Annotated in this window: 12 protein-coding genes and 2 pseudogenes; all 14 read right to left on the bottom strand. The window is 36.7% G+C overall.

Going from position 1 to position 13,540, the window contains the following annotated elements; translation table 11 throughout:
• Positions 1-1,056, bottom strand: a pseudogene (locus tag Q0L68_RS09205) (hypothetical protein); the annotation flags it as partial.
• Positions 1,056-4,628 carry a hypothetical protein gene (locus Q0L68_RS09210; protein ID WP_296702004.1) on the bottom strand — a complete coding sequence of 1,191 codons (3,573 nt, stop codon included), beginning with the start codon at positions 4,626-4,628 and terminating at the stop codon, positions 1,056-1,058. The pseudogene Q0L68_RS09205 and the gene Q0L68_RS09210, both read right to left, overlap by 1 nt.
• A gap of 6 nt (positions 4,629-4,634) precedes the next feature.
• Positions 4,635-5,051 carry a GPW/gp25 family protein gene (locus Q0L68_RS09215; protein WP_296702006.1) on the bottom strand — a complete coding sequence of 139 codons (417 nt, stop codon included), beginning with the start codon at positions 5,049-5,051 and terminating at the stop codon, positions 4,635-4,637.
• A 4-nt stretch (positions 5,052-5,055) separates the two neighbouring features.
• On the bottom strand, positions 5,056-5,349 hold the full coding sequence (locus Q0L68_RS09220; RefSeq protein WP_296702010.1) for a PAAR domain-containing protein: 294 nt from the start codon (positions 5,347-5,349) through the stop codon (positions 5,056-5,058).
• A gap of 6 nt (positions 5,350-5,355) precedes the next feature.
• Entirely contained in the window at positions 5,356-7,125 is a 1,770-nt protein-coding gene (vgrG, locus tag Q0L68_RS09225; RefSeq protein ID WP_296702013.1) for a type VI secretion system tip protein VgrG, read from the bottom strand.
• A gap of 3 nt (positions 7,126-7,128) precedes the next feature.
• Entirely contained in the window at positions 7,129-7,845 is a 717-nt protein-coding gene (locus Q0L68_RS09230) for a LysM peptidoglycan-binding domain-containing protein (RefSeq protein WP_296702016.1), read from the bottom strand.
• Positions 7,845-8,015, bottom strand: a complete 171-nt coding sequence (locus Q0L68_RS09235; RefSeq protein WP_296702019.1) for a DUF5908 family protein — start codon at positions 8,013-8,015, stop codon at positions 7,845-7,847. The genes Q0L68_RS09230 and Q0L68_RS09235 overlap by 1 nt, the downstream gene beginning before the upstream one ends.
• A gap of 10 nt (positions 8,016-8,025) precedes the next feature.
• Positions 8,026-8,523, bottom strand: coding sequence for a phage tail protein (locus tag Q0L68_RS09240; protein WP_296702022.1), 498 nt, complete (start codon positions 8,521-8,523; stop codon positions 8,026-8,028).
• A 2-nt stretch (positions 8,524-8,525) separates the two neighbouring features.
• The gene (locus Q0L68_RS09245) at positions 8,526-8,957 is read right to left on the bottom strand and encodes a phage tail protein (RefSeq protein ID WP_296702026.1); all 432 of its coding nucleotides are present in this window, start codon (positions 8,955-8,957) and stop codon (positions 8,526-8,528) included.
• A 34-nt stretch (positions 8,958-8,991) separates the two neighbouring features.
• The gene (locus Q0L68_RS09250) at positions 8,992-10,386 is read right to left on the bottom strand and encodes a phage tail sheath C-terminal domain-containing protein (RefSeq protein ID WP_296702029.1); all 1,395 of its coding nucleotides are present in this window, start codon (positions 10,384-10,386) and stop codon (positions 8,992-8,994) included.
• Positions 10,387-10,417: 31 nt separating this feature from the next.
• Positions 10,418-11,035 carry a hypothetical protein gene (locus tag Q0L68_RS09255; protein WP_296702032.1) on the bottom strand — a complete coding sequence of 206 codons (618 nt, stop codon included), beginning with the start codon at positions 11,033-11,035 and terminating at the stop codon, positions 10,418-10,420.
• 2 nt (positions 11,036-11,037) lie between these two features.
• Positions 11,038-11,628: a DUF4255 domain-containing protein gene (locus tag Q0L68_RS09260; RefSeq protein ID WP_296702037.1), complete on the bottom strand. Its 591-nt coding sequence runs from the start codon at positions 11,626-11,628 to the stop codon at positions 11,038-11,040.
• A gap of 158 nt (positions 11,629-11,786) precedes the next feature.
• Positions 11,787-12,422, bottom strand: coding sequence for a response regulator transcription factor (locus Q0L68_RS09265; RefSeq protein ID WP_296702039.1), 636 nt, complete (start codon positions 12,420-12,422; stop codon positions 11,787-11,789).
• A 443-nt stretch (positions 12,423-12,865) separates the two neighbouring features.
• Positions 12,866-13,540 (bottom strand): annotated as a pseudogene (locus Q0L68_RS09270) (hypothetical protein); the annotation flags it as partial.

The raw sequence follows: 13,540 nt of genomic DNA on the forward strand, positions 1-13,540 counted from the left end.
ACCCAGCGTATAAAAAGTAATTGGGGGATTCAGGTAGTTTTCTATGGTATAATAAATCTCAGCCTGAATCTTTTCTATGTCAATTTCGGGGCTAACCTCCACATCAAAGCAAAAGGCTATTTCTTCAGAATCAATTGGCTGAACACTGATAAAATCCTCGCAAAGGTTTCTATTTTCGTGAAGGACTTTGATACAGTTTTTAATTACTTGATTCGCCTTTGATAATTTATCTAGGTAAGTATCCAAGACAAGCTCTGCGAAATCACTGTCTTGAAGCATTAATTCTATATGACTATCCAGTATTTTTCCTTTTGAAGGATTTTTAGGAATACTTACTCTAAATGGCAAGTCAATAACTTCACCATCTGTCAATTCAATTTTATAGGTATAAGCCCAAAGTATACTTGGGTTTTTATCTAATGTAAAGCCAGTGAATTCATTTGTAAGAATTCTTTTATTTACTTGATTTATACTTGGGAATTCAAATTTTACATGGAATTCTCCCGCTTCCATATTTTGAGCTGGTGAAAAAGGGAAAGCGATATTTTCCAAAACAATATCCCCTGAATTCATATCTCCTAATTCCAAATCAACAGATAGATCCAATAACACAGTATATAATCCTTTCAATAGAAGAGGTTCTTTGGTAGCTGGATATTGGAGAATATCCTCTTCGCAATTTAGGTAGATGGGTACTTCTTGTTTTCCATCTGTGAATAACCAAGCATTATTGATCCCGGGAATATCGTTCAGCAATTTTCTGTAATCGGTGATTGTCAAAGGGGCAGAAGTCAATATTTCTCTGGCTGTAAAAAATGTCTGGCCAGTAGCTTCTGTGAGATGATCCTTAATTTCAAAATTAATTCTGTAGCCTAATTCGGTAATGGCATAGCAAAGAGCTTCCAAAATAGTAATCCCTGGATCGTGGGAGTTGTAATCTGTCCAGATATCGCTTGAAAGGGACTCGATATATTCCAATCCTTCCCTACGCAGTCTCTCATAGTCCAAGGAATGGACTAGAGTGGGGTTTTTGGGTATGGTCGGAGAGGTTTTCATCAGCAGTCACATGTTTGGATTACTTGAATGATATGTCTTGGTGTACTAAGGTTAGATTCATCATAATGTGAAACCAGAACCGATCTGGATGAAGAAGCCACGATTTCCTCCACATCATAATTGTAAAGAGAAACATTTCCTTCATTGTCTCGAATGATATGATTTAGCTTGAAGCAACTTAAAAAATCTACATAAGGCCTTTCTTCAACAAAATTGATAAGGGTTGATTTCGTGATTTTGCCTCCAAAGTTGATTTTTTGGTTATTATCCCAAGCCCAGGGGCATAGAAATTTTTCAATCTCCATGTCTAATAGGTTTCGATAAAATACTTCATCCATATGGTCATGGAAATGGACTTCAAATTCAAGTTGAACCTCTTCAAACTTTGGATTTACCACATGTAGAGTTGAAAAAGGATTTTTTATTTTGTCCAAGAAAAGATCAATATCTGTCAAGGTACCAATCGGGGTATAAGGGGTAAGAGGATTGATATTGGTCTTATTTTTTAGGTCAGGTATACAGATGACAGTGATATTCCCTGGGTAATTTTCACAAAAAACCTGCTCCCCATTTTTTTCATAAAAACCAGTATGGTTTAGACACTTAACTTGATAAATCGAGGGAAATTCCTCCAAAATCAAATGTTCAAAATCCCACATGGTAACAGCCCGATCCTTATGCCTAAGCCGCTCGCTTACCCGCTGGTATTGGTTTTCATCAGACTCTCGTTCTCTTCCCCCAACGGAATCGGCGGGCTGATTAATAGTTTTGATGGCACTATCAGAACGAACTAATTTACTAATAGTCCCCGCTGGTAGAACGCTTCGAAATTCAATGTTTTCAGATTCAACTTGAACTAATTCAGCCAATGCAGCCTGTGCTTTGATATCAATGATTTTGCAGACTGCATCCATATTATCAGAGACAGAAACCCTTAACCAAATTAAATCAGTAGTCAAGGCCGTATGAGATTTTCCCGCTTCTTTAGGAAAGCTTAATGTAACTATGCCGGTCCTAGTTAGATTAATCGTACCATCAATCACTTTGTTGGATTCAAAATCCTGCCATTCTTCCTTGCTATCCAGATAGGACCAATAAACAGTTTCTTCATTTTTTAATGGATTGGAACTTCCTTCGGCGAGAAGAAAAAGGATATTTATGGTAACAGGTAATTCTGATTTTGAAATTCCAATTAATAATTCTCCTTTTTGATCAAACCGTGGAATCAAAGAAAGATTTTCATTTGAAATCGGCTTATAATATCCAAAAGGGGTCAAATGAAAGAAGGTATGTTTGGTATTTAAACCTTCCGTAGGAATGGTTTCTGAGGCTGAATAATCAATAGAAAATGATTCTGAAATCAATTCTTTGGGAACTGGAACAGAATTCCCTGTTACTGTACTCAAACCTTTTATTGCGTTGATATCACTTATATCCTTGATGCCCATCTCTAATGGTCCAATTTCAGCCGTGAGTTCAGAAGGAGGAGGAGTGGATTTAGCAGCCCTCACATTGACTATTGCACTGCCTTGTTGGGAATTTATTTTAACATTGTCCAGCGCTTTGTTTACGTCTGACATGTAACTATCCAAAGAATAGGTGGAGGTATTTAAACGGAACCTCAAGAAACCTTCAAAAGAAGTAGCTTGGAGAAATGTATTAGCTCCAAAATCCATAGTGGAGGTTTTCAATAAATTACCATCTGAATTTTTTTGGACTAAATAGGCTTGGCTATCCTTAGTAATAGGATAAGAATCCCAAGAATTCCCATGAAGATATTGGCAGGTGATTGGGTCGGATATTGGAAAATTTACTTTTAAAGAATCTAATTTTTTCTGGAAAATCTCTTTTGAACCAATGTAAAAACCTGCGTTTAATTTGGGGAAATCACCGAAAGGTTTGAAAGGCTTAGATGCATCTATAGAACCTCCATCACTACTCAGAGCTAAATCTTTAACTCCTATTACGTCTACCGCAAGCTTGATTGAGGCGATGGGGTTATTCATCAAATCCGCATACCACATATTGCTATTCTCCTGGTCAAAATTGGCCATAAGCAGGGGTAAAGCAGTCTTTATGTTTTTCTTATGAGTTTTTTCTAAATATGGTAGAATTGGGGGTTCTTCTACTCCCAGCGAAAATTCAAATACTAGGTTCTTTTGTTTTTCAGTATATTTTGCATCTACATTTTTTATGATCCAATCTTTTTCTCCTGTCAAGTTGATCTCGAAAGGGATGATTTTTTGATACCCTATAATGGAAAACGGAGACTTTGATTTCAGAGGATTGGTAAATTGTACTGTTATAGAAATTGTCCGTTCTCCTTCTTTTAGAAAAAGTAAGTTTGAGGCAATTGCAAAGCCTGCTTCATTGGTGGGTTCGGATTTTTTGTCCCCAAAAGCAAACCAGCTTTTGTCGTCTCCTTCAAACTTTTCTCCTTTGCCATCTGCACTATTCACAACTGGGAAAGCGAGTAGATTTTTATTATGGATTTGAAAGGCTTTTATTTCATTGACAACAGCTTGATTGAAAACAACATCCTCAGAAAGACTATAGCTCATCTCTTTTCCATTGATATCTTTTCCCCCTTTTAAAAGAGTACCTTTTTTAAGTTGATGTTGCTGAATATGCTTTTGTAGTTCAAATGTCAAATGAACTTGATCCGGAATTGGTTTTTTATTTTTAAGCCTTAAAACATCTTTATAGTAAAAATCCAGGTGTCTTTTACTGTAATTATTGAGACTCTCTTGAGCTGCATTGAAGAGTTTAAGAAAAGATAGAAAAAGCCCATAATGAGGTTCATGCTGGGAATATGAATTGAGAGAGTTTTCAAGTAAGTCTTTAGCATCGAAAAGGATCGAAGATAAACCTCCGAGAAAAACTGTTATTTGATTATTAAAGATATTATGATTGATGATATGACTTATTTTTTCACTGGTGGAAGACCCAGGAACGGTAATATTCAATCCTTGCGTGGTAGGTGAAAAAAACTTTAATGAAAGTGGTGAATTTGAATCAATGGTAATAATCGGAGCCGAAGGGTCGGTTTGATTTGAAGTTGAAATCAAGGACAATTGTTCAGTTCGGAAATTTGATAATCTGGAAAAAGGAGTATTTAATTTGGTACTGATTATTGATTGAATATTTTTTTGGTATTCAGGTTCACCACTTAGCAAATGGCACTGCTCATCAATTATTGATGCCAAAGAATAAATCAAATCGAAAAGGAACTTGAATTGTAAGCCTGCTTCTGAATCGTCTTCAGATGTGATAGCAAGCTTGGTTTTTTTGCGAAGAAGTTTGATGTAATCTGAAAGTTGGATGAGGTCTAGGGCTAAAAGAACAGCCAAAACCACCGAAATATCCATTTTCATCAATGGCTCCCAAGTCCCCTTATCTTCATTATTTAAGTCTTTGTATTTGAGATATGAGGAATATTTTTTTGCAAAAAGTATCATATCCGCCATAGACCTATCATCCACTTTGGCAAAAGTGGGAGGGAGCGCGAGTAGCTTTCTAGTCAACCTGTCTACTCCTTCTCGGGTCAATGGGTTTTTGTCATTGCAAGCCATATTTCTTTATTTCAATTCACTGCCCTCAGTTTTGTAAAAGGGAAATACAAAATTGTATCTCGAATTTGTGGTCCTGACTTTATAAGAAATAGTAATAAGAATTCTTCCTTCTAATTCACCGGTATCATTTAAATCTATCCTTTCTACCTCAATCCTTGGTTCATGATACAAAATGGAGGTCTTTATCAAATCTGTTATATATGTTTTGAAGGTGGTAGTTAAAGGTTCAAATACTAACTCATGAAGATCACAGCCGTAATCTGATCGCATCACTCTCTCACCTCTTTTTGTAGAAAGCAGTATTTCAAGGCTGCTTTGGATATCTTTTTCATCGATAAGCATTTTGGTTTTTGCCCCTTCATTATCAAACTCGGGAGGGAAGCTCCAACCTCTACCTAAAAATGATTTGTTTATATTTTCCATTGTATTATCCTCCTATCATTACTGTGGGACAGCCAATTATAATCACACCTCCATGGGAAGTAGAATCTCCCATCCTAGCAGCTGGCATTCCTCCTATCATAACTGACGAAGAACCGGTAATAATTGTATCAGGTGGACCGGCGCACGTTGCTAAATCCCCAAGCCTTGCAGCAGGTAATCCACCGATTAAGACTGTTGGTTCTCCTGCCGGTAAAATAGGACCTCCCACATGAGGAGTCCCCCCAGGAGTCAACATTGGACAGGTATGCATGTCAGAAATTCTAGCTGCTAATGGCATTCTTTTTTAATTTATTTGGACAAGACTTCCTTTAATATTTACCATAGACCCTTCAAGATCTGTTGACCCATTGCTCTTAAGGCTTAGTCCAGCAGATGCCTCTGCACTAATTTTCATATCGGCTTTTATGGCTATCTCTGGGGCTGCGAAACTAATTTTTGTCCCAGCCTTTAGGGTTATTTCCATTGGAGAATCTAAGACTATCCCGCTATCATCCATTGTCATAACATTTCCTGAAGCATCCTCTACCTGAATAATTCCAGCGTTGTCATCCATAGTAAACTTTCTCTCTCCAGGGGTCTCAATGACAATACTTTTATCTCCATCATGAATGGTAATTTTGATTTCAGACCTTGATACATATCCTTTTTTATCGTTCGAATCTTCTGGTTCAATTGGCGACGGTTTGGCACTACTGTGCACCATTCCCAGAATTACAGGATGTGAAGGATCATCATTAATAAATCCAATAATTACTTCATCATCGATTTCAGGTCTGAAAAATGTTCCTCTGTTATCTCCTGCGTCCAAAGTGGCTACTCTGGCAAAAATTCCAGCATCATTAGGATTGACTAGAGGCAGTTTTACTTTAACTCTACCTTCTCCCAAGGGATCCATAATATCAGTCACTATGCCGATGTGTAATCCTTGAATTCTGGAAAATTGTCCTGCTGAGGCACTGATTGATGAGCTATTGAATTTTTCAGTAAAAAAATCTTCTTCCCAACCCAAAGTAGCCTCGGTGACCCAGTTACCTTGTCTTATTTCATGATCAATCGAACTGACAAATGCTTTTCCACTAAATTGTTCACCAATACCTTCTAGAGTAACCCAGTCTCCGGGTTTTATCTCCGAAGTTCCTAAAAAGGAAACCTTGCCTTTTATTTTGGATAAGGATTGCTTTTGTTTTTTGGAATCTGCAAGACTTTGCAAAGCTTCATTCGAAATCTTTCCTGAGGTTCTAATTTCAAATTCTTGCCCGTTTATTTCAGCAATAGTGGACTCTTGAATATTTCCTGGAGAGGCCGACTCTAAACCCGTACCTTCCGCCTCAAGAACAGACTGATTGGCAAAGTCCCAAGAAAAAGCTTTTACTGCTGTTGACTGGGATCGGATGTCTGATTCTGATCTAATAGAAATGATATTTGTCCCATAAGTCAAGGTATGAACTGAATCCATGGATGGATCTGGCTTCATTACCTTAAATTGGCTACCATCAATAAAACAGGCCATTCCATTTGAGTCGATTCTTCCTAAAAGAAAATCCCAATCACTGACATTGGCTTGAAGTAATTGCTCATGAACGCTTCCAAATGATGAAATATCAGTATCTGTAATTCCGTTTTCATTTAAAATTTGCTCTACAACTTCATTATCCATTAAATCATTAAAGTGTCTGCTTCTGGGAGTCACTGTCATTTTTACAGATTCCTGTTTACAGGTGAGCTGAAGGGTTGATCTGTTGGAAGAAACAATATGTGAGTTTGCGATAATGATTCCCCTAAATACAGCTGTATCATCCGTATTGAATCCAAGTTGGATTTCTATACTTTTACCCAAAGCAAATTCTCCACTATTACTAATTTCAAAATCCGAATCAGCTGCTGAACCGTCCGCCATTTTGATTGTGGCATAGGGGATTTTATTCAATTCCAAGTGAACAGCAATTTCAAGGATTTGGATCTGTCCAGAAACTTCCTGATCAGGTATGGCAAATGGGCCATCCCCAATTAGGATTTTCGAAGTGACAAGTTCCCTGTTCTCAGTGGATATCATTTTTTATTTGGCTAATGGAGGGAAATATATCTTAGTTCCGGAATCAATTTTTCTGAAACTGTCTAAGGAATTGAATTCAGCTACTTGGATATAATAGGTGTCCTTTTCGTAAATTTTTTCCGTCATCAAATCCAATCTATCTGATCCACCAAAAATCCGTTCATGCGTAATGTCAGGGCTTTCTTTGTTTTCTAATGCGGCCCTCTCTACATCAGCAATACTTTCTACAAACTGGCATTTTGCGATCGCTCTTATAGGTTTGCCATCTGGAGCAAAAACCTTGTATTCAATATCCATCTGCTTGAGAACTCCTTTAAAAAGAAGCTCTCCCCAATGAATTTTTAAATAATATGGGCGGTGCTTATCAGACTGATAATCAATGATTTTTCGCTTAAAATCCTCAATTTGTTCAGTAACAGTACCGGGCTTTTCAAAAGGATTAGCTATCCCTAAACTTAACACTGACATGTCTTTGACGACCCCAGTTCCATCAAACAAAAAGTCGAAATTGAAATCCCCTGGAAGAATCCTGTTGAATTTCATATTTGCTCCAGAAGTTCCTGGTGCCTGAGTATCATCAAACTCAAACTTGTAGGAAACGCTATAGCTAGCAGGGTTTATCAGGGCATTGAATTTATTCCCCGAAACCTGATCTTGAAATTCTGCATCCCGATAGGCTTGTACGTATAATTTTTCAGCTTTTTGGCTTAATTCTAACATCACCTTTCAAATTTTAACTGGATTGCTCTCAAAACATTTTCAGTGACCTCTTTTACAATTTCTTGTTTGATTTGGTCAAAGTCTGCAGGATTTGATTTCTGGGTACTGGATTCAGTTTTACTATTCCCAATTGCCGCTTTTATCTGAAGTTCTCTTATTTCTATGGGCATATTTCATTTGTTAAATTCCAATACTACCAGAGGCACCAATGCTCCCAGCCATTGAAATAGCAGAATCCAGGCTAATGATGTTAAAGTATTGGTAACTCAGCGTAATGGATTCTATTACTATTGAATTTTGTTCCGCATTAAAACTGGAGACAGACCACTTTTTCGGAATAGCATTTACCACATACCAAGACTGAATAGGGATGTGTTTTTCATTAAGCAAGCTTATGATGACATTTACAGGCTCAAAGACAAAGTTTTCGAATGCATTTTTGCACCACATCAAAATCCCTGAACCTATAAACATCCCCCTTTTCAAAACTAGGTCTGTATATTTTGCTCTGACTGGTAATTCCCAAACGAATCGGTTTTGTCCTCCTTCAATAATAGTTTCCATTTGCATTTCAATATCCAATCCACTGACCTCCTGAAATCTAAAATCATTAGGGGTTTGTGGGAATAATTGGAAAACCACAGAAAAATGAAAACCTACTGGTGGATAAGAAAACATAATTATTCGTTTGCTATGGTAAGACCTTCATGTGCTACTTCCATTGTTTCAATGGCAGTTTCGTTGCCTGTACTATTCAAATCAGTTGATTGAACTTTGATTGGCCACGCATTTTTAACTTTCCAAACGACTACTGGCGCATGGGATTCATCTAATAGAGATATTATTAAATCTCTTCTTTCAATAGTATTTAAAGCCACAGTATTCCACCATAAATAGAATTCATTATCACTTTTGAAAATGCCACGCTTCAGCGTGATATTGGAAAAGCTCTGCATTCCTGGCATTTTGATTTTAGAGTATTCAGGACTTGCCCCATCACGATACTCAATAGGTTCGATGGTCACTTCTAGACCTGTCACTTCAGTAAATCCGATTTTTGTTCCACCCCAATCAACTTGGAAATGGAATTTTGGAAGAGGATAATTAGCCATGATATTTTTGATTTAAAATTTTTAGAAATAATCGTTAAGACTCCTGCATTTTGTGGGAGAATCTTAGGATAATAAATTCTGCTGGTCGAACTGCTGCCATACCGATTTCGACGATTAGCCTTCCTTCCAGGATATCTTGTGCAGTCATTGTTTGACCCAGTCCACATCTTACATAAAAAGCATGCTCGGGTTTAGCTCCAGCCAATGCACCTTGTCTCCAAAGAAGTGTCAGGTAATTCTCAAGCATAGCTCTTAGTTTAACCCAGGTATTCGCATCGTTAGGCTCAAATACGAATTGCATTGTTGCTTTTTTGGAGGACTCTTCTACCATGATGAAAAACCTTCTGACATTGATGTATCTCCATTCATTATCATTTCCTGCCAAGGTTCTTGCTCCCCAAACCAAATATCCTTTGCCTTGGAACATTCGGATTGCGTTGACTGATTTTCCGGAGGTGGGATCTATGTTCATACTGCCTTGTTCAGCTTCGCTGATTTTTGCAGTAAGGTCATAGACAGCATTTAATGATACATTTGCTGGAGCTTTCCATACGCCTCTTGACGCATCTACTTTAGCATATACACCCGCCATTGCCGATGAAGGAGGAAGTGTTGGACTTAACTTTTCCCTGATTTTTGCCAAACAAGCGTTATAAATACCCGTCTCAGTATTGCGTAAAGTGTCAAGGGTCACAGCAGCTTCATCTACTCCTGCTGTATTTATCACTACATCAACATCAGATTCCGCATATTCGAAATCAAAAGTTGTTTTGAGGTAGGGATAATAAACTGCGGCATAATTGAGACTGTCATTTTTAGTAAATGCAGTTCTAAAATCACTTATAGTCGTTGTATTGTTAGTGCCAGGAGTATGAACATCCAATAGGGTAAAACGATCTTGTAAAAGGGCACACTGATCAATAGCAGTTGAAATTAATGTAAAATAATCTCCACTGTTGAGCGTGTTGATAGCATCTGGAAATAAAATAATGGTTGGTTCATCTTCAGCTTCGCAAGCCAATAAGCCATCATCATAATCTGCAGGATCTGGAGTGTCTGAAGTGCTACCAATTGAAATTATATAACAAGGCCCTCCTCCATTGATAAAATACATCCGGAGATTGTAATACATGGTGAATGGCGAGGGATTAGCAATAGTCGCGTCTGCGGCCAGGGTTTCTCTTACTACGGTTAAACTTATTCCTGCCTCATTTTCAGCTTTTCCGAAATAGGTTTCATATTCCTTCAGGGAAAATATTTTGGTGGGTACGTTTTCTAGTGATTCGCCAATTTCATTAATGGCCTTCTGCGTGTATCCGATAAAAGCAGGAATGGCAGTTTCGACTTGGGCCACAGAAGGTGGGAAGAGCGGGATTTCATTAATATAGACTCCCGGTGTCTTGATAGCGGATTCATTGATTTGTGACATTGGAAAGGATTTTTTTTGTTTCTTTTTATATTCAGTTATTTAAATGAATCGTGAACAGATGTTCATTTTCATTACCATTTGCGGTTGTATAAAATAAGTGCTGATTAGTGACGTCAGTATATAGCCTATGCGTACTTGACCCTTCTGTCACTATATCGATTACACCAAAGTGTCCCGATAGATTTTTGATGGTGGTGGTCCAATTTCCTGGGTTCCCAGGATTAAAAACTTTGATAGGTTCTTGCGAAGCCAAAGGACCTAGTGTTGCTCCGGCCAAATTCATCGAATTCGCAGATGCTCTTACATTAATCCTAAAACGATAGATATTTTCTTTCCCATGTGCTAAAGCAACTCCGGTTTTATCTTTTATCGGATCAGACAGGTTAATGAAAAATCTAGCATTGAAATTATTCGGTAAACGGAAAAAAGGAGAATCTTCGTCAGTCCTGATCCTAATAAAACAGATTAAAGTGTCATTTCTCCATAGGTATTGAATACTATGTTTTTTAAATAGAGCGTTCGTAGTCGGATCTGTCTCTATTTTAATATTTGGAGTTAAAAAGCCACCTGTAGATGCAGAAAATGGAAATGCATCATGGGAAAACCTGATGGAAAATAATTTCTCAAACTTGTTGACGATTCTATCCATGGTTAAATTGGCTTATTTCCGAATTGAGATTCGATTGATTTAACCAGAGGGATTTCCATTCCTTCATCTATACTACTGAAATAGGCTAACCTCATTTTATAGACAACAGAAGGAATATATTTCCCTCCCATGATTCCCCATAGCTGATTTAGCTCTTCAAAACTGGTAGAGTAGAGTTCAAAAAGAATTTTATCCAACCCAAAATTTGTAAGCCCAGGAATATGTGTTTCTGTAAAAATTGAATTTGCCTGAAAGAAGGAGATAACTTGTGATATCCTTTGAAGGCCAATATTATATTGTTCTTTATTTGCACCAATAAGAACAAAAACGTTTAAGTAAATTCCCGGATTTCTAGAAACCCCTCTGGGTAGCCCCACAGTGTCATAAATCTGCTTATTTGCTGGGTTGTTTCTTAAGCTACTCTCCTCTTGGATATTGATCACAGAAACTACCACCCTGTCTGTTATATTAGATTCTGCACCTTGTTGAGATGAATCTAATAAAGACAAGTTTCCAAGGATGACTTCAGGCTCAACATTGCCTATTTGGTCATTTACTAATCCTACAACCGCACTTAAAACTTGATCTATCATGCTAGAAAATCTAAGGGCTAAAAATATATATATGACAAAATTCTATCTCAGTTATTACCTTGATAGTGAAGGGGATCTAAGGATTCAAGTTCAGAAATATTTCTTGGATAAAAGTCCTTGAATTCATGGATTTTAAAAACTCAAGGTATTCATGGATATTAGTAAACCAGATTTGCACATATAGCCTCTCTAACCAGACCTGCTGTATTTCTTACTCCCATTTTTTGGATCAAATGCAATCGATGGGTTTCTACAGTACAAGAACTAATGAATAATTTGTTTGCAATTTCATGAGTAGTGTATTCCTCTACGATCAATTGAAGAATCTGCTTTTCTCTTTTTGTTAACTTCTTTTTTGATGAGGAAGTGTTCGATTCGAGCAGGTTTTCCATTAAAATATCGCTCATTTGAGGATCAACAAAAGGCTTTTTTGAGGTTCCCTTATGTATTGCCTCCTTCAGACTTTCAATACAGCAATTGGGTAAAAAATAACCGCTGATTCCCGTTTTCAAAAGAGATTTGATGTTTCGAAGATCTTTAAATTCCCCAAATACAAATACTTTCAAATTAGGTTGTTTTTGGAGAATCTTATGGCATAAATCTAAAACCCATTTGATTTCATTAATTACGTCAATCCAAATATATTGACCGTTCTTAAAAATTGAAGATTTTTGCTTATTTACGTCCTCCCAGCTTATTAAATCGACATTTGCCTCAAAACTATTGATCTCAAGGTATCGCTGTAAACCTTTCGATAGTAAAGTGTTTTTGCTGATAATATGATGACTTTCCATGATTTTAGGGAGTTAAAAATTTTAAATTTTGATAATCGGATTTATCCGGTTTTCTTTTTAGAAAAAATTCAGCTAAAAGCTGCATCTCTTTCTTTTTGGGACTTAGATTAGCTAAGGGATTTATTTTTTTTGATATAATTAACTACCCTACTTTTTAATGAAAAAAAGAATGAAACCTGTGTTGGAATAATCCGCAATTTCCTAAGCTCATTTCCTTGCGGATCAAAGTTCTTGATCCATATTTTTAGCAACCGATATTTATTAGAATTCGGTGGATTGTTGATTTGAATATTCTCTCGGATTAGGTTCTTTTCAATCAAAGAACAAGGATCCGATATCTTTAAAATCATACTCATAAAAAATTGATTTATTGAAAAACAGGAATAAAAAAAAGGGTATGTAAAAATACCCTATATCATACTGAAAGTCAAATATCTACCATTCTAATTTAAAATAAATACTCCTTTCTTTTGAAGCTTATAATGTCTACTAAGTTCTGGAAAATCATTTAATATGGATTGGAACTGTCCTTCCTGATCTATGATTATTTCAGGTTGTTGGTTTTGGAGCATTTGATAAAGCTGGGCTTTTTCTGGCAAATCCCTTTCTTGGTCGAGATAGGTTTTACTTAGTTGATAATTTAAAAATGGACCACCTAATATTGAATTTTGATAATCAGAAATGTTTGGCCCCAAAATCATAATACTTTTACCTTGAAAAGTAGGGTTGATCTGATCAGAAACGAAATATTGTGCATTGTCCACATGGTTTTGCCAATACCACCATGCAAAAGCCGGCAACCCGAAAATTAAAAGATAAAAACTAAGTTTTGGAATAATTCCTCTTCTCACATGAAGAAAGAATTGGGTTATCAAATAAGTGCAACCAGGTATGAAAATAACCAATTGAAATGCAGCTTGTTTTTTGATAAACAGGAATTCTAAGGAAGCAAATACAATCCAAAGGATGATTAGTTGTCGCTGTTTTTGTTGGTTTATGGTGGATCCTTTCAGAACTGCACTTAAGAAATAACCAATTAATGAAAGTATAATAGGGAATGTAGCTATGATCAACCAGCTCCAGTACGATTGATAAGTTGATTTAGCAGAAAGAAGAAT

This window comes from Algoriphagus sp. (assembly GCF_024642405.1).
Taxonomy (GTDB): Bacteria; Bacteroidota; Bacteroidia; order Cytophagales; family Cyclobacteriaceae; genus Algoriphagus.

Coding starts and splice junctions, on each gene's coding strand:
- Q0L68_RS09210 (WP_296702004.1), bottom strand. CDS start 4,628: ATGGCTTGCAATGACAAAAACCCATTGACCCGAGAAGGAGTAGACAGG.
- Q0L68_RS09215 (WP_296702006.1), bottom strand. CDS start 5,051: ATGGAAAATATAAACAAATCATTTTTAGGTAGAGGTTGGAGCTTCCCT.
- Q0L68_RS09220 (WP_296702010.1), bottom strand. CDS start 5,349: ATGCCATTAGCAGCTAGAATTTCTGACATGCATACCTGTCCAATGTTG.
- vgrG (WP_296702013.1), bottom strand. CDS start 7,125: ATGATATCCACTGAGAACAGGGAACTTGTCACTTCGAAAATCCTAATT.
- Q0L68_RS09230 (WP_296702016.1), bottom strand. CDS start 7,845: ATGTTAGAATTAAGCCAAAAAGCTGAAAAATTATACGTACAAGCCTAT.
- Q0L68_RS09235 (WP_296702019.1), bottom strand. CDS start 8,015: ATGCCCATAGAAATAAGAGAACTTCAGATAAAAGCGGCAATTGGGAAT.
- Q0L68_RS09240 (WP_296702022.1), bottom strand. CDS start 8,523: ATGTTTTCTTATCCACCAGTAGGTTTTCATTTTTCTGTGGTTTTCCAA.
- Q0L68_RS09245 (WP_296702026.1), bottom strand. CDS start 8,957: ATGGCTAATTATCCTCTTCCAAAATTCCATTTCCAAGTTGATTGGGGT.
- Q0L68_RS09250 (WP_296702029.1), bottom strand. CDS start 10,386: ATGTCACAAATCAATGAATCCGCTATCAAGACACCGGGAGTCTATATT.
- Q0L68_RS09255 (WP_296702032.1), bottom strand. CDS start 11,035: ATGGATAGAATCGTCAACAAGTTTGAGAAATTATTTTCCATCAGGTTT.
- Q0L68_RS09260 (WP_296702037.1), bottom strand. CDS start 11,628: ATGATAGATCAAGTTTTAAGTGCGGTTGTAGGATTAGTAAATGACCAA.
- Q0L68_RS09265 (WP_296702039.1), bottom strand. CDS start 12,422: ATGGAAAGTCATCATATTATCAGCAAAAACACTTTACTATCGAAAGGT.